Origin of the sequence: Methylophaga frappieri, assembly GCF_000260965.1 — a bacterium.
GTDB classification, from domain to species: Bacteria; Pseudomonadota; Gammaproteobacteria; order Nitrosococcales; family Methylophagaceae; genus Methylophaga; species Methylophaga frappieri.
Genome location: NC_017856.1, coordinates 1985593 through 2007357 on the forward strand (window position 1 = coordinate 1985593; position 21765 = coordinate 2007357).

General features: G+C 46.8%; 26 protein-coding genes. 10 read left to right on the forward strand and 16 right to left on the reverse strand.

The genetic code is table 11. The features are described 5' to 3' along the window. Positions 1 to 38 precede the first annotated feature (38 nt). Positions 39 to 2210 carry a primosomal protein N' gene (locus Q7C_RS09465; RefSeq protein WP_041366692.1) on the reverse strand — a complete coding sequence of 724 codons (2172 nt, stop codon included), beginning with the start codon at positions 2208 to 2210 and terminating at the stop codon, positions 39 to 41. 151 nt (positions 2211 to 2361) lie between these two features. Between Q7C_RS09465 and Q7C_RS13620 the strand changes: the two genes are divergently transcribed. After that, positions 2362 to 2547: a hypothetical protein gene (locus Q7C_RS13620; RefSeq protein WP_151194753.1), complete on the forward strand. Its 186-nt coding sequence runs from the start codon at positions 2362 to 2364 to the stop codon at positions 2545 to 2547. A 10-nt stretch (positions 2548 to 2557) separates the two neighbouring features. Next, the gene (folA, locus tag Q7C_RS09470) at positions 2558 to 3058 is read left to right on the forward strand and encodes a type 3 dihydrofolate reductase (protein ID WP_014704529.1); all 501 of its coding nucleotides are present in this window, start codon (positions 2558 to 2560) and stop codon (positions 3056 to 3058) included. Here folA and Q7C_RS09475 read toward each other — a convergent pair. The 3 genes from Q7C_RS09475 to Q7C_RS09485 are packed head-to-tail and all read right to left on the reverse strand — an operon-like array spanning position 3039 to position 7118. Continuing rightward, positions 3039 to 3272, reverse strand: a complete 234-nt coding sequence (locus Q7C_RS09475) for a TIGR02647 family protein (protein ID WP_014704530.1) — start codon at positions 3270 to 3272, stop codon at positions 3039 to 3041. The two genes, folA and Q7C_RS09475, sit on opposite strands and share 20 nt — an antisense overlap. Before the next feature lie 20 nt (positions 3273 to 3292). Further along, the gene (locus Q7C_RS13350) at positions 3293 to 6160 is read right to left on the reverse strand and encodes a sensor domain-containing protein (RefSeq protein WP_014704531.1); all 2868 of its coding nucleotides are present in this window, start codon (positions 6158 to 6160) and stop codon (positions 3293 to 3295) included. A gap of 1 nt (position 6161) precedes the next feature. Continuing rightward, positions 6162 to 7118, reverse strand: a complete 957-nt coding sequence (locus Q7C_RS09485) for an ABC transporter substrate-binding protein (protein WP_014704532.1) — start codon at positions 7116 to 7118, stop codon at positions 6162 to 6164. 165 nt (positions 7119 to 7283) lie between these two features. Between Q7C_RS09485 and Q7C_RS09490 the strand changes: the two genes are divergently transcribed. Both Q7C_RS09490 and Q7C_RS09495 read left to right on the forward strand, forming a co-directional pair. Beyond that, positions 7284 to 7532 carry a hypothetical protein gene (locus Q7C_RS09490; RefSeq protein WP_014704533.1) on the forward strand — a complete coding sequence of 83 codons (249 nt, stop codon included), beginning with the start codon at positions 7284 to 7286 and terminating at the stop codon, positions 7530 to 7532. Positions 7533 to 7535: 3 nt separating this feature from the next. Next, a complete protein-coding gene (locus tag Q7C_RS09495) occupies positions 7536 to 7889 on the forward strand; it encodes a pentapeptide repeat-containing protein (RefSeq protein WP_014704534.1) in 354 nt (117 codons plus the stop codon). On the opposite strand, the gene tatC is transcribed toward Q7C_RS09495, so the two are convergent. Genes tatC through hisB form a run of 10 tightly spaced genes read right to left on the reverse strand, consistent with a single transcriptional unit; the run spans position 7868 to position 12992 of the window. Beyond that, entirely contained in the window at positions 7868 to 8611 is a 744-nt protein-coding gene (gene tatC / locus Q7C_RS09500; protein WP_014704535.1) for a twin-arginine translocase subunit TatC, read from the reverse strand. The two genes, Q7C_RS09495 and tatC, sit on opposite strands and share 22 nt — an antisense overlap. Beyond that, positions 8604 to 8891: a Sec-independent protein translocase protein TatB gene (gene tatB / locus Q7C_RS09505; RefSeq protein WP_014704536.1), complete on the reverse strand. Its 288-nt coding sequence runs from the start codon at positions 8889 to 8891 to the stop codon at positions 8604 to 8606. Before tatB ends, tatC begins: the two co-directional genes overlap by 8 nt. A gap of 6 nt (positions 8892 to 8897) precedes the next feature. After that, the gene (tatA, locus tag Q7C_RS13995) at positions 8898 to 9143 is read right to left on the reverse strand and encodes a Sec-independent protein translocase subunit TatA (protein ID WP_014704537.1); all 246 of its coding nucleotides are present in this window, start codon (positions 9141 to 9143) and stop codon (positions 8898 to 8900) included. 9 nt (positions 9144 to 9152) lie between these two features. Further along, the gene (locus Q7C_RS09515; RefSeq protein WP_014704538.1) at positions 9153 to 9491 is read right to left on the reverse strand and encodes a histidine triad nucleotide-binding protein; all 339 of its coding nucleotides are present in this window, start codon (positions 9489 to 9491) and stop codon (positions 9153 to 9155) included. Next, positions 9488 to 9808: a phosphoribosyl-ATP diphosphatase gene (locus Q7C_RS09520; protein ID WP_014704539.1), complete on the reverse strand. Its 321-nt coding sequence runs from the start codon at positions 9806 to 9808 to the stop codon at positions 9488 to 9490. Before Q7C_RS09520 ends, Q7C_RS09515 begins: the two co-directional genes overlap by 4 nt. Continuing rightward, a complete protein-coding gene (gene hisI / locus Q7C_RS09525) occupies positions 9805 to 10188 on the reverse strand; it encodes a phosphoribosyl-AMP cyclohydrolase (protein WP_014704540.1) in 384 nt (127 codons plus the stop codon). The genes Q7C_RS09520 and hisI overlap by 4 nt, the downstream gene beginning before the upstream one ends. Beyond that, the gene (gene hisF, locus Q7C_RS09530; protein WP_014704541.1) at positions 10185 to 10958 is read right to left on the reverse strand and encodes an imidazole glycerol phosphate synthase subunit HisF; all 774 of its coding nucleotides are present in this window, start codon (positions 10956 to 10958) and stop codon (positions 10185 to 10187) included. The genes hisI and hisF overlap by 4 nt, the downstream gene beginning before the upstream one ends. Then, positions 10958 to 11707, reverse strand: coding sequence for a 1-(5-phosphoribosyl)-5-[(5-phosphoribosylamino)methylideneamino]imidazole-4-carboxamide isomerase (gene hisA / locus Q7C_RS09535; RefSeq protein WP_014704542.1), 750 nt, complete (start codon positions 11705 to 11707; stop codon positions 10958 to 10960). The genes hisF and hisA overlap by 1 nt, the downstream gene beginning before the upstream one ends. Before the next feature lie 24 nt (positions 11708 to 11731). After that, on the reverse strand, positions 11732 to 12364 hold the full coding sequence (gene hisH / locus Q7C_RS09540) for an imidazole glycerol phosphate synthase subunit HisH (protein ID WP_014704543.1): 633 nt from the start codon (positions 12362 to 12364) through the stop codon (positions 11732 to 11734). Positions 12365 to 12398: 34 nt separating this feature from the next. Then, on the reverse strand, positions 12399 to 12992 hold the full coding sequence (hisB, locus tag Q7C_RS09545; RefSeq protein ID WP_014704544.1) for an imidazoleglycerol-phosphate dehydratase HisB: 594 nt from the start codon (positions 12990 to 12992) through the stop codon (positions 12399 to 12401). Positions 12993 to 13091: 99 nt separating this feature from the next. On the opposite strand from hisB, the gene fnr reads away from it, so the two are divergent. Then, positions 13092 to 13841: a fumarate/nitrate reduction transcriptional regulator Fnr gene (fnr, locus tag Q7C_RS09550; protein ID WP_014704546.1), complete on the forward strand. Its 750-nt coding sequence runs from the start codon at positions 13092 to 13094 to the stop codon at positions 13839 to 13841. A gap of 85 nt (positions 13842 to 13926) precedes the next feature. Continuing rightward, positions 13927 to 14601, forward strand: coding sequence for an OmpW/AlkL family protein (locus Q7C_RS09555; RefSeq protein ID WP_014704547.1), 675 nt, complete (start codon positions 13927 to 13929; stop codon positions 14599 to 14601). Positions 14602 to 14613: 12 nt separating this feature from the next. Here Q7C_RS09555 and murJ read toward each other — a convergent pair whose 3' ends face one another. Continuing rightward, positions 14614 to 16152, reverse strand: a complete 1539-nt coding sequence (gene murJ / locus Q7C_RS09560; RefSeq protein ID WP_014704548.1) for a murein biosynthesis integral membrane protein MurJ — start codon at positions 16150 to 16152, stop codon at positions 14614 to 14616. 77 nt (positions 16153 to 16229) lie between these two features. Between murJ and Q7C_RS09565 the strand changes: the two genes are divergently transcribed. After that, positions 16230 to 16832 carry a conjugal transfer protein TraF gene (locus tag Q7C_RS09565; protein WP_151194754.1) on the forward strand — a complete coding sequence of 201 codons (603 nt, stop codon included), beginning with the start codon at positions 16230 to 16232 and terminating at the stop codon, positions 16830 to 16832. Here the strand turns inward: Q7C_RS09565 and Q7C_RS09570 are convergent. Beyond that, positions 16821 to 17732, reverse strand: a complete 912-nt coding sequence (locus Q7C_RS09570; RefSeq protein ID WP_014704551.1) for a hydrogen peroxide-inducible genes activator — start codon at positions 17730 to 17732, stop codon at positions 16821 to 16823. The genes Q7C_RS09565 and Q7C_RS09570 overlap by 12 nt on opposite strands. A gap of 108 nt (positions 17733 to 17840) precedes the next feature. Here Q7C_RS09570 and Q7C_RS09575 point away from each other — a divergent pair, with 108 nt between their 5' ends. From Q7C_RS09575 to gyrB, 3 genes are all read left to right on the forward strand, one after another. Then, positions 17841 to 18005 carry a rubredoxin gene (locus Q7C_RS09575; RefSeq protein ID WP_014704552.1) on the forward strand — a complete coding sequence of 55 codons (165 nt, stop codon included), beginning with the start codon at positions 17841 to 17843 and terminating at the stop codon, positions 18003 to 18005. Between the two features lie 117 nt (positions 18006 to 18122). Continuing rightward, positions 18123 to 19193 carry a DNA replication/repair protein RecF gene (recF, locus tag Q7C_RS09580; protein WP_014704553.1) on the forward strand — a complete coding sequence of 357 codons (1071 nt, stop codon included), beginning with the start codon at positions 18123 to 18125 and terminating at the stop codon, positions 19191 to 19193. Positions 19194 to 19276: 83 nt separating this feature from the next. Beyond that, a complete protein-coding gene (gyrB, locus tag Q7C_RS09585) occupies positions 19277 to 21697 on the forward strand; it encodes a DNA topoisomerase (ATP-hydrolyzing) subunit B (protein WP_014704554.1) in 2421 nt (806 codons plus the stop codon). The last annotated feature ends 68 nt before the right edge of the window (positions 21698 to 21765 follow it).

Consider the following 21765-nt stretch of genomic DNA (forward strand, 5'->3'; position numbering starts at 1 on the left):
AGACCGGCTTCACATCTCTCAAACCCTGAGTCTTTGGCTTACAACAAATCGATTGGATCGACATCAACAGACCACCGTACCTTTCGCGATAACGTGTGTTCACTAATACGCAAAATGGCGTGCTCAATGGCCTGATGTAAAACTTTTCTGGAATGACTACTGAAAATTAACTGCGCACGATAGCGGCCCGCGCGTTTTTCCATGATTGCCGGTACCGGCCCCATCACTTGAACATCCTCCGCATACTTCGCCTCAGCGGCCCAACCCAGTAATTGCAAAGCCAATTCTGATTGCACCGATTCTGCTCTGAAAATACTCCAAAAACAACTTGGTGGAAGCGCCATTTCAATCCGTTCTTGCAACAAGGATTGAGCAAGTTCTGCATAAGGTAAGCGCAGCAGATCAGACCAAACCGGGTGTCCTGGTTGACTGGTTTGGATGATGACTTTCCCTGCCTTTTGGCCACGCCCAGCTCGGCCCATGACCTGAACAACCGACTGACATAAATATTCCATCGCCCGAAAATCAGCACTAAATAATCCCTGATCAGCATCAACGATGCCAACCAGCGTGATTTGATGAAAATCATGACCTTTGGCCAGCATCTGTGTCCCGACTAACACTGCGGACTGTCCGGTACGAATCGGTTCCAGTTTTTGCTGAAAAGCTTGGCTACCACGTGTGGTATCCCGATCAACCCTTATCACCGTCGTTTGGGGAAAGAGTTCTTGAATCGTGGATTCGATTTTTTCTGTTCCAGTGCCGTAGGTTTTTAATTCATCGGATTCACAAGCAGGGCATGTTTTGGGTAAACGCTGAATTCGGCCACAATGGTGGCAATAGAGCTGTTGTCGCTGCTGATGTACGACCATTTTGGCATCACAGTCAGGACAGTATGCTTGCCACTGACAGTTATGACACATTAAAACGGGAGCATAACCACGACGATTAATGAAAATAAGCGCCTGTTGTTTTTGGGATAAGGTTTCTTTCAGCGCATTGACTAAAGTTGGAGTCAATGGTGAAGCAGTTGGCATGTTGCTATCAGCCAGAATCACCTCCGGTAGGATCGCTTGACCAGCCCGTTTATTCAGTTTCAGATGGCGATATTTGTTTTGTTTAACTTGATAAAGGCTTTCCAGAGAAGGCGTGGCACTGCCCATCACGATAGGGATATCCAGATCTCTTGCCCTGACTAACAGAATATTTCTAGCGTGATAACGCAAACCATCTTGTTGTTTGTAAGCGCCATCATGTTCTTCATCAATAATAATTAATCCCGGCTTATGTAGCGGCATAAAAGCCGCAGATCGCGTGCCGATAATGACATCTGCCTGACCTGATTTTGCCAGACACCAGCTTTGATGACGCTGCCGATCAGTCATCCCGGAATGACTGACAACAATATGTCCAGCCAAACAGGTTGTAAACCGGTCGACCAGTTGACTACTCAGCCCGATTTCTGGAATCAGAATTAATACCTGATGCCCTTTTGCTAATTGTGATGCGGCGAGGTGAAGATAAATTTCTGTTTTGCCACTACCCGTAATGCCATCAATTAACCACGGCTGAAATGATGGTTCTTTTTCTGTAATGGCGGAATACACGGCCTGTTGTTGCTGATTCAGTGTATTGAGTTCGGTGCTGGGTGCTGAGCTGAAAGGCATCAGAGCTGAAGTGGTCGAAGTGATCCACTTTTTCTCAGCCATTCGCTTCAGGCTCGGCTGGATACTTCCCAATTGGTGTCTTAGTTCTCTCTCACTTAACCCGCCTGGGTTACGCTGTAATAGAGTAAGTGCTTGCTTTTGTTTAATACCTTTTATATCACTAATTTCATCTATAGATTTGGTCAATTTCCAAATCGTTTCCTGCGTTGCCAAAATAGTGTCGCCAAGACGCACTTTTTTCGGTAAGGCGGCAAAAAAACATTCGCCAATAGGATGATGATAGTACTGACTGATCCAGAGAATCAGTTGAAACAGCTGGCTATCAAAAATGGGCTGTTTGTCACAACGATCCAGTATTTTTTTCAGTGGCCGCGTCTTTTCCTGGTCTGATTTGACATGAACGACAATACCAATACGTTGTTTTTTGCCAAATGGCACAACCACCCGACACCCGGGTTGCCAAGTTTGCACATTTCCCGGGGCTTCATAATCGAAACATTGTCTCAATGGTGAATTTACGGCAACTTCCAGAATGCAGCTCATACAATAATAAATTTTAGAAAAAAGATCTTTTTTGTGATGTTAGTGTTTTATGGCTGTGATTATCTGGATTATTTAAAAATTAGTAGCAGAATTAAAATGTTAATCAAGAATAACTTTGTGAATAACTGCTAAGTTGCGCCTGAAATAGGTTGTGGATAAGTCTACTGGTTATCCACAGGTTAAGTTATCCACAGGATATGCGTTGAGCTGTCCTTGGGGTTTTACCCAGAGTTATTCGCTTGTCGAGACACCGCTAAAACGGTTTGATTTCGTTGGACTGGCAGGTAATGACGTTCCGGTTTCCGATGTGATCACGTATGCTTGGCAACAAAGTTGAGAGGTTGATAATGTTGTCAATTATTGTGGCGATGGATGAGTCCGGTCTGATTGGCCGGGATAATGATTTACCCTGGCACTTGTCAGCGGATTTACAGTTTTTTAGAAAAACCACGATGGGTAAGCCATTGATAATGGGCCGTCATACTCATGAATCTATTGGTCGTGCCCTGCCGGGTCGGCGCAATATCGTGATAAGTCATCAATCAGATTATCAGCCGGCAACGGGCTGTGAATTAGCAACATCCGTTGATGCCGCTTTAGCGATGTGTGAGGGGGGGGAAGAAATCATGCTGATGGGTGGTGCGTCATTGTATGCGCAATGTTTATCGCTAGCCGACAAGCTTTATTTGACGCGAGTAAAAGCGACATTAGAGGGAGATACCTGGTTTCCAGCGATTAACTGGGAAAACTGGCAACGCCAGTCACAACAGTGCCACCCGGCAGATGAACGGAATGCCTATCCGTATTGTTTTGAAGTGTATCAACGGGTTAATTCGGCGCAGCAATAATCCCCTGAATATGGCTCAAATGCTCTGCTGCTTCAAAACCGAGATCAGTCAGGTAACCGCCATCTTCTGCCGTGATTAAACCGGCTTGGTGTAGTTTACGCGCGGCGGTGATAAGGCCGGGCCGTGCATCGTGATGAATTTTTATGCCTTGGCGCAGTGAGTCGTTGCCAAATAACAGTAATACTTCAAGTTGATCAATATCAGGATGAGACATGGTTCGCTCCTTTGCGATAGTCAGTTAATTTCAGATTGGTCTAATAATACGGTAAAGGCCGCTGCTTCAATTGGCTTACTAAAATAATAACCTTGCATAAAGTCGCAGCCTTTTATTTGCAGGGCATCGGCATGAGCTTGGGTTTCAACGCCCTCTGCCAAGGTGTTTAAGCCAAGTGATCTGGCCAGAGTGATAACCGCATCAACAATCGCCGCATCATCCTCATCCTCCAACATATCAAACACAAAACCTTGATCGATTTTCAAGGTATCAATAGGAAATTTCTTCAGGTAGTTAAGCGACGAATAACCCGTTCCAAAGTCATCTAATGATAATCGTATCCCCAGGGCTGCCAGAGATTCCAGTTGTTTGATGGTTAACTCGATATTGATCATGGCTACCGACTCGGTTATTTCTAATTCGAGATACTGGGCTGGTAAGTGATATTCAGCCAATATGGTCTCTATGGTGCTAACCAGGGTTGGATTGTTAAATTGGACTGCCGATAAGTTAACAGCAACTTGCACCTCTTGATGGCCACTATCCAGCCATTGACGACATTGGCTGATGGCCTGATGCAGTGTCCAGTTACCAATCGTGTTGATGAGTCCGGTTTCTTCAGCAATAGGAATAAAGGTTTGTGGCGAAATTTGACCTAATTGCGGGTGCTGCCAGCGAAGCAGTGCTTCAGCGCCCATGATACGGCCTGTTTTAACCTCAATTTGCGGTTGGAACACCAAATTAAGCTGGTTTTGGCTTAATGCAAACCGTAAGGCATGTTCGAGTTCCATTTTGTGCGCAATCTGGGCATGCATTTCCTGTGTGAAAAACTGATATTGATTGCGACCCGCCTGCTTGGCGCGATACATGGCTGTATCGGCATGTTTATTCAGCGTGTCAGCATCACGACCATTTTCCGGGTATATACTGATACCAACAGAAACAGTAATAAATAACTGGTTGTTTTCAATATCAAAATGCGCTGTCAGTTTATCAATCAATTTATCTGCAACGTGAGCAGCGCCATCAGCATCGGTATCGGGTAACAAAATAATAAACTCGTCTCCGCCAGTTCGACAGACAGTATCCTGATCGCGCATTAACTTTTTCAGGCGATCAGCAACAGCAATAAGCAGTTGGTCACCTACCGCATGGCCCAGACTGTCATTAATGAATTTAAAGCGATCCAAGTCGAGATATAATAAGGCCAGGCACTGATGGTAGCGCTCGCAAACCGACATTGCCTGCATAATTCGATCACTGAGCAAAGCGCGGTTAGGCAGTTTAGTAAGAACATCATGATGCGCCAAAAAACTGATTTTTTGTTCTGCCTTTTGCTGATGGCTGACATCTAAAACCACACCGACAATTTGCTGATGACCATCATCACTGGTTTCCGGCGTGGCGAACAAATGATCCTGAACGTGAATATAGTGACCATCGACATGTTGAAATCGAAACTGGTTGGTCAAGGGCGTATCTGATTGCAGTACTTTATGTAAAGTGAGCTGCACTTTGGGTACATCTTCCGGATGAATACGGCTTATCCAGGCTTGTGGATGCGACAGCCAGAACTCAGCAGGTTTGCCCGTCATCGCGGTAACCGACTCGGTTACATAAGACAGTGTAAAAACCGGCCCAGGACGGACATCCAAAACATACGTCACACTGGGAGAAACGCGCAGAATAGTGCTTAAAAAATCAACCGAATGGCGTAAGTCCTGACGCAATTGATATTGTTGGCTGACATTCTGGAATACCAGAATGACCCCCAAAATGGCAGATTCGGGTGTGTTATCTGCACGGATTGGTGCCGCGCTGTCTGAGATATGGTAACGCTGACCATCACGGGCGTGCAGCACAGTATGGTTTGCCAATTCCACAATCTTGCCGGTGGCTAATACCCTAGAAACCGGGTTAACCACGGGCTCTAATGTTGATGCGTTATAAATGTCAAAGACCGATAATAAAGGCTGGCCTATTGCCTCCGTTTCTGACCAGCCCGTTAATTGGCAGGCAATGGGGTTAATACGCGTTATCATGCCGTCAGCATCGGTCACAATGACGCCATCGCCAATAGATTGCAGGGTCAGGTTTAACCGGTTTTCTCGTTCCTGAGCGGTATCCAGCGCAATTTTTAACTGCTGACCGGCATCAACCAGCGTTTGGGCAATTTGTGCTTGCTCGGTATTGCCTTGTAACGGGTTGTGAAGATTAAACTGTTGTTGTCGCAGTTTTTCAGCCAGTTGTTTCAAGGCAAACAGCGGTTTTAACACGATGCCTTTGATAATCGCGATTAACAGCAGCATGCTGAGTAAAAATAACGCGACCAGCCACAGGTTCTGCTGCAATGCCTGAACGCCCGTTTGTGTCAATCGGGTGTGAATATTCTTTTGTAGCAAAATCACGGGAAAACGGGTTTTCGGATCGAACGAGATTTGTTCACTCAAGCTGATGGGTATGACGACTTGAAGAATGCCATCGACGGAGCTTTGCTGGATTTTCTGATGATTCGCGGCGTCTTGGATTAACTTAATCTGGCTGGGATGAAGCTGATCGCTAACGGGTGTGTTTTGCCAGGCAAGTTGGGTGGCATATCGAATCATGCCGTTTGCATCAACGAAGATCGCCAACTCCGCGTCTCGTCGAAGAATAAACCGGGAAATACTGCTTTGCGCCTGTTCGGCGTCATTGTTTGCCAGCGCGTATTCCAGGTTGTGCGCCATTTGCAATGCCGTTTCATAGAGGTTGATCTCGGCAGCGGTCAATAATAGGCGTTGCCGATCGTGATAATGGGTATAAGCCTGTATGCCAGATAACAGCAAAAACAGACTGACCACGATAAGCGGTATCCAGACAGTGAGTCGATAGGTTTGTTGTTGATCCATATCAGGGCTGTTGTGCCAGTAATGCGTCGGTATCAGGCAGCGCTTTCAGCAATCCCTCATCCATCATAAATTGACCCATATTATTGATAATCTTGCTGAGTTGCTGATTCATCAGACGCTGATTTTCGACTTGATCAGGCAAAATTAAATCTGCGTAGAGTCGGCCAAGCTCATTAGGTTCAATTTTCAGTCTAGGGGCAATTAAGATGTACGCTTCTTCAGGTGCCGCCTTGAGTTTCGCATGAGCCTGCCAATATCCCTCTAGCAGACTGGCAATTTGGTCTGGTTTTTGTTCCAGTTGCTGTTGCGTGGTCACTAATACATCCAGAATGCGGTTTTTAATTTGACGACTGTCGAGTAATACTTGATAACCGGCTTTTTGCAATTTAAAAGCGACCGGATCAAAGGTGATGACCGCGTCAGCCTGACCGGAACGCATAAGGCTGAGATGTTGGTTGATGGTCGCTGCAACTGGGATGATATCGTTGAGTTCCAAGCCGGCTTGCGCCAAGGTTTGAAATAACATGTAGGCACCGACGGTACTCTCTTCAACAGCGATGCGTTTTCCTTTTAATTGGCTTAAGGTTGCAATGTCGGGATGACTGATGACTTTGTCAGCACCATGAGAAATATCCATAACCAGCAAAATACGGAGGTCGGGAAGTTGCTCGGCAAGTCGTAACGCTTCATCGAGTGTCAAGGCCGCAACATCCAATTGTCCTTGTTTGATGGCGCGTAAGGTTTCTGTGGATGCATTCAGTTCTTTTAGCACGACTTGATCGGCAGGGTAAAATCCTAGCGATTTGGCCAGAAACAGGGGTTCGTATCCTGCCCACGGAATACTGCCAACCCGAAGTGGTGATGACGGTTCATCGTGACAGCCAGACAGAATCAATAAAAAAGCAAGCAAACAAAGCCGCGATATTAACCGCTGGAAAGCAGGAAATAAAAACCGCATAGGCTGTATTCCTCAGGGTTTGTGAGCGATTTAACAATAACACAAAAATAATGATGGATAATTGGCAATTATCTGGCGCGCTATAAAACGAACAACTTGACGTTGAATAAAGGGCTTGTCATAGTTTTAACAGTGACTTAAAACAGATAAATCAAGGATTTGGCTATGGAAGTACCAGGCATCGCTGCATTTACCGGTCAGCCTACTCTGACCAGTCCTCCAGACGCGGAAACCCGGCAAGTTGGTCGCGTCTCAGCGCCATTACAGTCGGTGGAGACGACGCAAACGGTCACCGCGCAAGCTCAGCCGGCGACGACCACAGATTTAACGACAGTGGTAAACGCAACGGAGCAGCCCGCACCGACAGGCTTTGATCTGAATAATCCCGGCGGCACCATCGACTTGACGGTTTGAACAATGGCAAGTCCGGTAATTTCTCATGATCCGTTGTATCGATTATTGCGAGATGGGCAAGTCGACACCTTTAATCAGCGTGTTGCGGCAGGTGAGGTTGCAGACCTGACAGGTTGTGACTTCCGCCATATGAATCTGCAAGGACTGGTTGTCGATAAGCTGGATTTATCTGATGCCTATTTTCGTCAAGCAGATTTGCGCGGAATCGACTTCAGGCGATGCCGAAGTCTCGAAGGCGCCAGCATCCATGGGGCAAAAATTTCCGGTGCTTATTTTCCGAAAGCCTTGTCTGCAGAAGAAATTGAATTGTCATTAACGCATGGTACGCGGATGCGTTACGACGAAACTGGTGTCTGATTCGGCTTTTGCGGCAGAAACCGGCTTGCCATGATGCCCAGTTCAAATAAAAGCCAGACCGGCACGGCCAGTAATGTTTGGGAAATGACATCAGGCGGTGTCAGTAGCATACCAATCACAAAGGCACCGACAATGACGTAAGGACGCTTTTGTCTGAGACTTTGTCGGCTGCTAATGCCGGACTTGATCAGCAAAATCGTTAATACGGGCACCTGAAAAGCCAGACCAAAAGCAAAAAACAGTTTTAAAACAAAATCCAGATAGTGGCTAATGTCTGTCATCACAGCGACACCCGCCGGCGCTGCCTGAGTTAAAAAGCCAAACATCAAGGGAAAAACAGCAAAGTAGGCGAATAAAATACCAAGAAAAAACAAGGCGGTACTGGTAAACATTAATGGAAAAAGCAGCCGTTTTTCGTGTTGGTACAAGCCTGGTGCGACAAAAGCCCAAATCTGAAAAAGCAAAACCGGCATGGCCAATAAAATAGCGGTGGTCAAGGTCAACTTAAACGGAGTCAAAAAAGGAGAGGCAACTTCGGTTGCGATCATACTGCTGGCTGCCGGCAGGTGCTTCAATAAGGGTTCCGATACCAGCAGGTATAAGTCGTTTGCAAAGGGAAATAAAGCCACCGCCAGTAGCAAAATGGCCAGTACGGCTTTTAATAATCTATCCCGCAATTCAGTCAAGTGGGTGATAAGCGGCTGCTGTAGATCATTATCCATGCGGCGGCTCACTAGTTTGGTCTGTTTTAGTGGTTGCACGCGTGTCATAGGAGGATGGAGCTGGCTTGGCAGTGGTGTCGGCATCCTTTTTCATGGTCTGACTTAACTCTTCGGCGCGCAGTTCAGCAGCAATTTCAGCTTTGATAGCGTGAAACTGGGCGCTGGCTCGTCCCAGCCAAAGTCCGGTTACGCGTGCCAGTTTAGGCAGTCGTTCCGGACCAACAACAAGCAAAGCGACGACGGCGATTAGAATTAGCTCCCAAAAACCGATATCAAACATAAGGTTTTAACTTTTGTCGTGTTGTTTTGATTTTTCTGATGAGGCGTTTTCAGCGCTGGGATCAGTGGTTTGAGAGAGCTGGCTTTTCGAATCATTTTCGTCATGTTCGCCGTCTTTAACCGCATTCTTAAAGCTGCGGATAGCGCTGCCCAAATCACCGCCCATCGATCGCAGCTTCTTGGTACCGAATAACAGAATCACGATCACCAAAACGATCAATAATTGCCAGATACTAATGCCACCCAAACCCATAATGTGCTCCTAATGAAAGCCGGGCAGTTGTTTTCCGCCAAGCAGATGCATGTGCAGATGGTAGACTTCCTGGCCGCCGGCAGGTCCGGTATTGATGATGGTCCGAAAGCCATCCGTTAAACCTTGAGATTCAGCTAGTTCAGGCAATTTTTGCAGCATCGCTGTCAAAACAGGTGCCTGTGATTCACTGACATTATCCAGACGATCAATGTGTTCTTTAGGGATGATCAGCAAATGAATCTCTGCTTTGGGATTAATATCCTTGAATACGAAAATCAGATCATCTTCATAGACTTTACTTGACGGGATCTCGCCGGCAATAATTTTACAAAAAAGGCAATCAGTCATGATGGATCCCGGTTCGCTTTTTCTTCCAGACCAGACAAACCAAATCGTCTTGCAAGTTCGTCCAGCACGCAGTCCAGTTCAATATCATTATGCGCCAGTAAAACCATGGAATGAAACCAGAGATCGGCGGTTTCGTAGATAATTTGCTGTCGATCGCCGCCTTTACCGGCAATCACGGTTTCCGTCGCTTCTTCGCCCAGTTTTTTGAGAATTTTATCGGTACCATCTTTATAAAGGCTGGCAACGTACGACTGGCTTGCATCGGCCTGTTTGCGCTGCTGCAAAACGTGATAAAGCTCGTCCAAAATAGCACTCATGCGTAAATCTCCCCGGGATCTTTAAGCACCGGTTCGGTGGGCTGCCATTGCTCATCTTCAAGACGCAGAAAGAAACAATGTTCTCGACCGGTATGACAAGCGATACCGCCAAGTTGTTCAACTTCCAGTAATACCGCGTCATGATCACAGTCGATCCGAATCGATTTAATCCGCTGTTGATGTCCCGACTGCTCGCCTTTGTGCCAAATTTGTTGTCTGGAGCGGGACCAGTAGACGGCATGACCGGTCTCGGCGGTCAGCTTCAATGCCTGACGGTTCATCCAGGCGAGAGTGAGCACTTGCTTACTTTCAAACTCTTGCGTAACCACAGGAACCAGCCCATCGCTGTTCCATTTTACTTGGTCTATCCAGTCACTCATAAGCGTACCTCAATCCCCTGCTCAGCCATTTTCTTTTTCGCTTCGCCAACAGTATGCTGGCCAAAATGAAAAATACTGGCGGCTAAGACGGCATCGGCATGGCCTTCGAGAATACCATCAGCCAGATCCTGAAGACCGCCAACGCCACCAGAAGCGATCACTGGCACAATAACGGCTTCACTGACCGCACGGGTCAATTCAAGATCAAAGCCAGAGCGAGTGCCATCTTTGTCCATGCTGGTCAGTAGAATTTCTCCGGCACCGAATGCAACCATTTTTTTCGCCCATTCAACCGCATCCAGACCAGTGGCTTGACGCCCGCCGTGAGTAAAGATTTCCCAGCGAGGCGGTTCGTTTTCGGCAGACACGCGTTTTGCATCAATGGCGACCACAATACATTGTGAACCAAATTTTTCGGCGGCTTCGCGCACAAATTCTGGCCGTTTTACTGCCGCGGAATTGATGCCGACTTTGTCAGCGCCGGCATTGAGCATTTTTCGGATATCGGCAACCGTCCGGATGCCGCCACCGACGGTGAGCGGAATAAACACCTGGCTGGCGACAGCTTCGACAACATGATGCATTGTGTCGCGATTATCGTGAGTAGCCGTTATATCCAGAAAAGTGAGTTCGTCAGCACCTTGTTGATCATAGCGTTTGGCAACCTCAACTGGGTCGCCCGCATCACGAATATCAACAAACTGTACCCCTTTAACAACCCGGCCAGCGTCGACATCTAAACAAGGAATAATGCGTTTTGCTAGCGCCATCAGAATTGCAGCGGTGGATTCAGTTCATCAGCCAACTGTTGACCTTTAGCCAAATCAATACTGCCTTCGTAAATAGCCCGACCAACAATTGCCCCCATTACGCCATCCGCTTCACACTGACAGAGCGATCGAATGTCGTCATAACTGCTGACGCCACCTGAAGCAATTACCGGAATACTGATTGCGCTGGCCAATTGCCGCGTTGACTCCAGATTAAAGCCTTGCATCATGCCATCGCGGCTAATATCGGTATAAACGATGGCTTCAACACCATCTTGTTCAAACTGTTGAGCAATATCAATCACGTCATGGTTTGATAATTTCGACCAGCCATCGATGGCAACCTTTCCGTCTTTAGCATCGAGACCGACAATGATGTGGCCGGGAAACTCAGCACAGATATCACCAACAAAATGCGGCGCATTGATTGCTTTTGTGCCAACAATGACAAACCGAACGCCGGCATGCAGATAGGTTTCAATGGTTTCCTCATCACGGATGCCGCCACCAACCTGCACATCCAAATCCGGAAACGACTGGCAAATTTTATGAATGACTTCAGCGTTAACCGGTTTTCCTGCAAATGCCCCATCTAAATCGACAATATGCAATCGTTTAGCACCGGCCTCGACCCACTGTCGAGCAACGGCTAACGGGTCATCAGAAAATACCGTGTTATCTTCCATGCGTCCCTGACGCAAACGAACGCAGTGACCTTCTTTCAGATCAATGGCAGGGATTAACAACATAACGCTCTCTCCATAACATGACGGTTAAACTTGACCGTCCCATTGCACAAAATTTTTCAATAGCTGTAAACCAGCATGTTGACTCTTTTCCGGGTGAAACTGTACGGCAAAAATATTATCTCGAGCTAGGGCGGCGGTAAAAGAATGCGCATAGCTACTTTCACCGGCAATTTCGACGGTTTTGTCGGGATCGGCATAGTAGCTGTGGACAAAATAGAAACGACTGGTGTCGGCAATACCTTGCCAGAGTGGATGCGCTTGTCGCTGATAAACCTGATTCCAGCCCATATGTGGCACTTTCAAGCCCGCGGCGGCGGCCTGCTTAAAATAGCGAACCTGACCAGAAAATAACCCCAGCCCGGTCACGCCATTATTTTCCTCACTAAAACTGAGCATGGCTTGCATACCGAGGCAAATCCCTAAAAACGGTTTTTCGCTGGCAGCTTGTTTAAGCAGGCCCAATAAATCACGAGACTGCAATTCACTCATGCAATCACGAATGGCACCAACACCAGGAAACACAATATGGCTGGCAGCTTGAATTTCCGCTGCTTCTGCTGACACCACAACCTGTGCGTCAGGGGCCACGTTTTCCAGTGCTTTAGAGACAGAGCGGAGATTGCCCATGCCATAATCAATAACTGCAATCCGGGACATAATGTTATACGCCAGCCAGCCTCAGGGCGTCAGCTTACAATGCGCCTTTGGTTGAAGGTAACTGACCGGCAGCACGCTCATCAATGCTAACAGCCATCCTTAAAGCACGACCAAATGCTTTGAAAATGGTCTCAGCAATGTGGTGGGCATTGCGTCCTTTCAGATTATCAATGTGCAGCGTAATGCCCGCATGGTTGACGAGCCCCTGAAAGAACTCGTAGAACAATTCGACATCGAATTCGCCAATTTTGTCACGGGTAAAAGTGACATCAAATTCCAGTCCTGGTCGTCCTGATAAATCAAGCACAACGCGGGATAAGGCTTCATCAAGCGGCACATAGGCATGACCGTAGCGAATAATGCCTTTTTTATCGCCTAATGCTTTTTTAAGGGCCTGCCCGATAGTAATGCCCGTATCTTCAACCGTATGGTGCGCATCAATATGCAGGTCACCATTAGCTTTGATATCCAAATCAAACAGCCCATGTCGAGCAATTTGCTCCATCATGTGTTCTAGGAAGGGGACACCGGTCACGGCTTTGAATTGGCCTGACCCATCCAAGTTGAGAGAAACCTCAATTTGGGTTTCGAGCGTGTTACGCGCAATTATTGCGCTGCGAGCGGTCATGATTTTTCCTGAAAATTTCCGAATCAAAGCAAATAATAACCGTTTGAGGCTAGTGTTTAAAGCGTTATCATGTCGTAAACGGCCACGCTAGGAAATAACATGGGTCAAGCAGACAGTTTACTACCGCTGATAAAGGATGTTGCCAAGGCCGAACAGGCACAAACCTTGGCTTGTCAGTCTTGCGCGTTGTATCGGCTTTGCTTGCCATTGGGGCTGCATCGCGAGGATTTGGTTGCACTGGATCAAATCATTCGCCGGCGCGACAGTTTTCGCCGAGGACAACGCCTGTTTGAAAGTGGCTGTGATCTGACATCACTTTACGTAGTGCGCAGCGGCGCATTCAAAACAACGGTGTCAGCTAAAGATGGCAGAGAGCAAGTGACGGGGTTTTATTTCCCTGGAGAATTTATTGGGCTGGATGCACTCCATCTAAATACCTACCCTTCCACAGCTCGAGCTTTGGAACTGAGCAGTGTTTGCGCGTTACCTTTTGATAAGCTCCAAATGGTCAGCAAATCGATTCCCGCGTTACAACATCAATTACTGACGCGGTTGAGCAGAGCCTTATCTGACGACAAAGACTTGTTGTTGTCGCTAGGCCAAAAATCAGCTGAGGAAAAGTTGGTGACGTTTTTAATAGCGCTGTCAACGCGTTTCAGTGAGCGTGGTTTTTCTGCGTATAACTTTCAGTTGCCGATGTCGCGGGGTGACATTGCCAACCATTTAGGTCTGGCATTAGAAACGGTTAGCCGTATTTTTACCCGTTTACAACAAGCAGATCTGATCGCGGTGCAGGGAAAATCTTTGACTTTGTTACAACCAGAGGCGTTGCAAACTAAAGCAGGCTAAAACGCATCATCGTTGATCTGGATCAAAGCGACTTTATTCACCCTTTGTATGATGAAAACACCACAACATCATACGGAGCGGTTTCATGTTTTTTCGTCATTTTTCGTCATTGTTAATAGGATTATCCTTCGCCTCAGCTAGTTTGCCTGCATTTGCCTATGAGGCCGGTGATTGGCTGATTCGCGGGCGTGTAATAACGGTTCAACCCCAAGATCACAGCGGTACCCTGCACATTAATGATGCGGATACGCATCTCGCTGGGGTCAAAGTGGATAACGATACGGTACCCGAACTCGATATTACCTATATGTTGACTCGGCATTGGGGGCTAGAGTTAATCCTGGGCTTTTCAGAGCATACGGTTACCGGTGAAAAAAACTGGCAGGCGCTTGGAGACGTTATTGACAGCAAAGTGTTACCACCCACATTGACGTTTCAATATCACTTTCGACCTGACGCTGCCATACGCCCTTATGTCGGTGCTGGAATTAACTACACTTACTTTTTTGATAGTAAAGTGCCGAATGCCTCACCACTGGCGCAGTCTGGTGATGAGGTATCGCTCGATAGCTCATGGGGTTTAGCCGTTCAGGCCGGTATGGATGTGGCGTTAGGAGCGGATTGGTTTGTGAATCTGGATGTGAAATATCTGGATATTGATACCACCGCGTACTTTAAAAACACCAGCGTTGGTCGCGCTAAAATTAATGCGGAAATTGATCCCCTGGTTTGGGGGGTGGGCATTGGTCGGCGTTTTTAAGGCGATTTGGCATCAGGTCTTGGGTTTTAGCAGGCTGGAAAGACGAATTCCCAGTGCAAACAGGATCAGAAAATAACTGAATGCCCCACCGCCAATGAGCATCGCAAGCCACTGACTTCGTTGCCAGGCAGTGGCTTGTTGCCAGCTACTGATGTCGGGATTCAGTGTGATTAAAAACAGCACCAATAGCCCGTTTGCGGCAATCAGGCGTAGGTAAAAACCCAGCCAGCCTGGGTTGGGTTGATAAATCGCGGCTTTTCTCAGGCCGTGATAGAGCAGAAATGCATTCAACATCGCGGACAGTGCAGTCGCTAAAGCCAGTCCGACATGAGCGAGATAGAGCATCAACACGATATTTAGCCCCATGTTCGCCACCATGGCGATAATGCCAATACGAACTGGGGTTTTGGTGTCTTGTCTGGCGAAGTAGCCAGGCGCTAAGACTTTAATAAAAATAAAAGGCAGTAAGCCAATGCTGTATGCCATCAGGCTGCGGGCTGCCTGATGGGCATCTTCGGTACTAAAAGCACCATATTGAAATAAGGCCAGCAGCAACGGTTCAGCGAGTAGGAACAGCCCAAGCATAGCAGGTGTGCCGATTAAAAAAACCCAGCGTAAGCCCCAATCCAGAGTATTTGAAAAAGCGATACCAGAGGCGCTGGCATGTTTTTTCGATAAATTTGGCAATATCACCGTTGCCAGTGCAATACCAAACACGCCCAACGGAAATTCAACCAACCGGTCCGAATAATAGAGCCAGGAAATACTGCCAGTGACTAAAAACGAGGCCAGTAATGTGTCCAGTAATAAATTGATTTGCGCGACGGAGACACCAAACATTGCCGGCAGCATCAGTTTCAGAATTTTTTGTACGCCCTCATCTCGCCAACCCCAACGCGGCTTGGGTAAACTGCCAATGCGTTGCAGAAATGGCAGCTGAAACAAGAGCTGCACGATCCCACCAATAAAGACGCCCCAGGCAAGTGCTGTGACCGGAGTTTCCATCAGTGGCGCCAGCCAAATCGCCGCACCTATCAATGATAGGTTCAGAAATACAGGCGTAAACGCAGGCACCGCAAATTTGCCGAAACTGTTTAAAATGGCACCGCATAACGCAGTGAGTGAGACAAATAGCAAATAAGGAAAGGTAATTGCCAAAAGCTTTGCTGCCAGCGCCATTTTATCTGGTTCATCAACAAAGCCAGGCGCAAAAATAGTGATGATGACGGGCGCAGCGAAAACGCCAATCAATGTGATAAAAAATAAAATACCAAACAAGGTGCCGCTGGTTGCTGCTATCAAACTGCGCAGGTCTTGTTCTCCCCGTTCTTTGAATTCGGCCATCACCGGGATAAACGCCTGAGAAAACGCACCTTCAGCAAACAAGCGTCTCAGGAAATTGGGGATCTTGAAGGCGACAAAAAATACATCCGCACCGACACCGGCACCAAAAAATCGGGCGATAACAATGTCACGGACAAAGCCCAGAATTCGTGATAAAAAAGTCATGGCGCTAACGATGAGCGTTGACTGAAACAATTTTTCTTTCATGTCTTAGTATCTCACGGGCCAGCCGCCGAGTTAGTTATTTAGAGGAGCCGGATGCTTTGCAGGGTTTGATTAAAAATATGCATTCTAAGCGTTTTTTGCTGATTTATCTTGGGCTTGTGGCGGTATTACTGCTAATTTTTTTTGATGGTCAGCAACGTCAGCAACCCACCCGACTTGCCGAATCAACTGATCGGTCAATGAAGTCATTTCGATTAACACCCCCACTTCCTTTACCGCAGGTTTTGCTGAGAGACCAACATCAGGCACTATTCACAAACACCCGGTTTTTAACGCGCTGGACCTTTATATATCTCTATGATGGGTCTTGCCAGCCCAATTGCCAGGCGATTTGGCAGGTATTACAAAATCTTGCAGATCGGCATCATGGTACCCAGTTGCAATTTGCTGTTATCGACAGAACGACTACCCAAAAACCAGCGTTACCTTTACCAATTGGTGCTGGAAGCAATCGATATTGGCTATTCGACACGACAGGAGAATCCCCACTAACCTCGTTTTTTGTAGAGCGTCATCAATACCTTGGTACAACCAGTTTCTTTCTCATAGGCCCTGATGGGCTATGGCATGCCGGTTTTCAAGCGCCATTTACCTCGGCGGCATTACAGCAAGCCTATATTGCGTTACGTGACGAATTTGCTCGTCACAACTCACTTGACTGAATCATTCAAGGCACTCACAAAACTTTGTGCCAATTGTGTCAGTGCCAAGGTACGACGAAAGCTTGGTCGCCAAACAAGCCCAATGTCCCGTTTGGCCATGTCATCACCTGATAGCGGACGCAAATCAATGTCGGCGTGTTTGACCATATCTGAGTGCACCGCCATTTCTGGAATTAGCGTAATACCTAAGCCACTGGCGACCATTTCTATCAATGTATACAGGCTGGTCGCCTGAAAGCTTTTTCGTTGACTGGTCACGGGAAGCTGACAGGCACTTAACGCATGCTCACGCATACAATGGCCATCGGCGAGCAGTAGTAATTCCCCGACGGGTAGCATATCGGGCGCGATTTGCTTCTGCTGGCTCAAGGCATGATTTTTAGGCAGCGCAACCCAGAAACGTTCCGCCGTGAAGATTTGGGTGCTGAGATTGCGGGTGTTGAAGGGAAATGCCAATACGGCGACATCAATCGTGCCGGCCTCGATTTGCTCCAGTAATCGTTCAGATTGATCTTCAACCAGCAATACCTCAAGTTGCGGGAGTTGTTTGCGTACGGTAGGTAATACTCTGGGCAATAAAAACGGGCTAATGGTGGGGATCACACCAATGCGAATGCGGCCTGCCAACGGATTATTCGCAGAATGGGCCAGATCAACCAAATCATCAGTCTGCGATAAAATTTGTCTGGCTCGTCGGGCAATCTCCTCCCCCATGGGAGTGGTTAATACTTTTCGATTAGTTCGCTCTAAGAGGGCTGTTTCCAGAAGATCTTCCAGATCCTGAATGCCGGCGCTGAGCGTCGATTGTGTGACAAAGCATTTTTCCGCGGCCTTACCAAAATGTTTTTCTTCGACAACAGCAGAGAGATATTGCAATTGGCGTAAAGTTGGTAAACGCATAATCGAAAATTCCTGTTATTAACACGAAAATCATTTGTTAGACATACGTTATCACAGCTTTTAAAATTGAAGCATAAAAATAAGATAACGTGTTAAGAGAGGTGAACCATGCGACAGTGGCAATGTATCGTTTGTGGCTTTATCTATGATGAAGCTGAAGGCTTGCCTGAAGAAGGTATCGCGCCGGGGACTGCTTGGGAAGATATTCCAGATGACTGGGAATGTCCGGAATGCGGTGTGGGCAAAGAAGATTTTGAGATGATTGAGCTTTAAAGCGTGAGCAAGACTTAAACTTCTAGTCAGTTAGTCAGTCTTACCCATTGAGCCTTAATCAGGTGCGGATGCATTTACAGCGATTAACTTTGGAACGATTCAGAAAAAGCATGAAATGTGATTAAGCAAATAAGGCTGGATCAATTCCGAAACATTCACACAGCAACGCTCACGCCCGCAGCGCAAGTAAACCTTTTTGTCGGTGATAATGGCGCCGGCAAAACCAGCTTGCTTGAGGCGGTTTATTTACTCGGTATGGGTCGCTCATTTCGAACGGCTAACCTAAAACAACTCATTGAAACGGATCAAGATTACTGCCGCGTTATTGCAAAGCTTAACGATGATATTCCGGCTGGGTTGCAGCTTGATAGCCGTCACGGACTGCAAATTCGATTGAATAACGCGCCATTAAAAAAGTTATCTGAGCTGGCCAGTCACCTGCCCTTACAGTTTATTCCCGCTAATTGTCATGCCTTTTTCGAGCAGGGACCAAAGTTCCGTCGTAAGCAAGTTGACTGGGGATTGTTTCACGTGGAACCGAGCTTTTTGTTTCATTGGCAGTCTTATAAAAAAGCATTACAACATCGTAATGCGGCTATTCGCCAGAATAAAACAGATAGCGAAATTAGCCTTTGGCATGTGGCCTTAGTCAATCACGGCATGAAAATTCATGATTTACGATTGCGCTATCTTGAACAACTTTTAGTGATATTTGAACAGGTTTTCAAGACAATTAGTGATGGATTTGATGATGCGGTAGTCAGTCTGCGTTATCAACCTGGTTGGCCTAAAGAAAAAGAATTTGCGCAGGTTTTGAATGAAACCATTGAGCGTGATCGAATATTAAATTACACCCGTGCTGGTGTGCACGCAGCAGATTGGTCGTTCAAAATCAATCAATCAGAACCAAGCGAACAACTATCGCGTGGTCAACAAAAACTGTATTTTTTAGCCATTAGTCTGGCTCAAATTCACTGGTTGATCTCCAAAGGCAATCATCAAAGCGTACTGCTTATTGATGATTTGTGTTCCGAGCTAGATCATTGGCATCAAGAAAAAGTACTTAATTATCTATCAAGCTTGTCTGTACAAAGCTACATCTCAAGCACTAATCTAGCACTTCCTGAATACTTGCCCAAAGAGGGACAGCACCAAGTGTTTCACGTGAAACACGGTCAATTTGTTTAGCCAAGTAACAGACTGTCCTTGACTGCTAATCCGGTGTAAAATAAAGGGATAACCCTATTTAGGACAGGAGCAGCCGGATCCCCATGACCACGGACAATAACAACAATTACGACTCCAGTAATATTAAAGTCTTAAAAGGCCTTGATGCTGTACGCAAACGTCCCGGTATGTATATCGGTGATACCGACGATGGTACCGGTTTACATCATATGGTTTTTGAGGTCCTCGATAACGCAATCGACGAGTCGTTGGCAGGACATTGCTCTGAAATTAATGTGCGTATTCATGCCGATGACTCTGTTTCGGTCGAAGATAATGGTCGTGGTATCCCAGTTGATATTCACGAAGAAGAAGGCATTTCTGCAGCAGAAGTAATTATGACGGTGCTGCATGCCGGCGGTAAGTTTGATGATAATTCCTATAAGGTTTCCGGGGGATTGCACGGTGTCGGTGTTTCCGTCGTCAATGCCTTATCAAAAAAATTGACCATGGAAATTCATCGTCATGAAAAAGTACATCGTCAAAAATATACGCACGGTGTGCCGGATGCCCCACTTCAGGCTTTTGAAGCAACCAGTCATACGGGGACTAAAATTCAATTTTGGCCGAGTGAAGAAACCTTTGCTAATGTTCAGTTCGATTATAAGGTCCTTGCCAAACGCATTCGTGAACTCGCCTTTCTGAATTCTGGTGTTCGGATCGTTTTAACCGATGAGCGCGATGAGCGCAGTGAGGTGTTCCATTACGAAGGCGGTATCAATGCTTTTGTTCAGCATTTAAATAAAAATAAAAATCCTATTCACGAAAGCGTCATAGATATTAGCGGTGATCGTGATGATGTGACGGTCGAGCTTTCTATGCAGTGGAACGATTCGTACCAAGAAAATATTTATTGTTTCACGAACAACATTCCTCAACGTGATGGTGGTACACATCTCGCCGGTTTTCGTGCGGCACTGACACGGACGCTTAATCAATATATTGAGGCCGAGGGTTTAGCGAAAAAATCCAAGGTTGAAACCAGTGGTGATGATGCGCGTGAAGGACTTACCGCGGTTTTATCGGTTAAAGTGCCTGATCCCAAGTTTTCATCACAAACCAAAGATAAATTGGTCTCTTCAGAAGTGCGCGCCATTGTTGAATCTTTGGTGAATGAATACTTCAATGATTTCTTGCTGGAAAATCCAACCGATGCCAAGTTGATTGCCAACAAAATGGTAGAAGCTGCCCGAGCGCGGGATGCGGCTCGGAAAGCGCGTGAATTAACCCGTCGTAAGGGCGTATTAGATATTGCTGGCCTACCCGGTAAGCTGGCAGATTGTCAGGAGCGCGATCCAGCCCAATCAGAACTATTCCTGGTGGAGGGTGACTCTGCGGGTGGCAGTGCTAAGCAAGGTCGCGATCGTCGCACCCAAGCCATCCTGCCGTTAAAAGGGAAAATCCTCAACGTTGAACGTGCCCGTTTCGACAAAATGATTAGCTCAGCTGAAGTCGGTACCTTAATTACGGCATTAGGTTGCGGGATTGGTCGTGATGAATATGATCCTGAAAAGCTGCGTTATCATCACATTATTATCATGACCGATGCGGACGTTGACGGCTCCCATATCAGAACGTTATTACTCACCTTCTTCTATCGGCAAATGCCGGAGTTGATCGAGCGTGGTCATGTCTACATTGCGCAGCCACCGCTCTATAAGATTAAAAAAGGCAAGCAAGAGCGATACGTAAAAGATGATGCTGAAATGGAGCGGTACTTAACTGAAGTGGCACTGCAGAATGCGGCGTTATATCCGACTGAGGAGACAACAACGGCCATTGAAGGCGCCGCACTCGGGGCTTTAGTCGAAGAATATCAAACGATCATGTCGATTATTCGACGCCTGTCTAATCATTATTACCCTCCCTTTTTGGATCAGTTGCTATATCAACCAGAGATACCTGGCTTTGACCAGCAGGCAGCGCTGGATGACTGGATGACTACCATGAGTGGCTATCTGAATCATGGCATGCCAGCAGGAACAGGTTATGCCATGTCGGTTGCCAAACATGATAATGAGCCAGAGGCACATCTCAATGTTAGCTTCAGTCGACATGGCATCAGCACGGATTACCATATCCCAGGCGAGTTTTTTGCCAGTACCGAGTATCAGAAAATCCTGTCATTTTCTAATAAAATCAATGGCTTAATTGGTTCTGGTGCACGTATTGTTCGAGGCGAGCGTGAGGAGCAAGTCCGTGATTTTGCCCAAGTCGTTCGGTGGTTGCTATCAGAAGCGCGTCGTGGCCAGCATGTCCAGCGATACAAAGGGCTGGGTGAAATGAACCCGGATCAGTTGTGGGAAACGACGATGGATAAAAGCAAGCGTCGTTTACTGCAAGTTAAAATCATTGATGCGATTGCCGCGGATGAGACATTCAATACCCTGATGGGCGATCATGTTGAGCCGCGTCGTGAATTTATCGAAATGAATGCACTACAAGCGTCCAATTTGGACATTTAATGGCATTTTAACGGCGGTTAAATCTCTTTTTAGGGTCTTACCGCCCTTCCATCAAAAAAGGCCCAAAA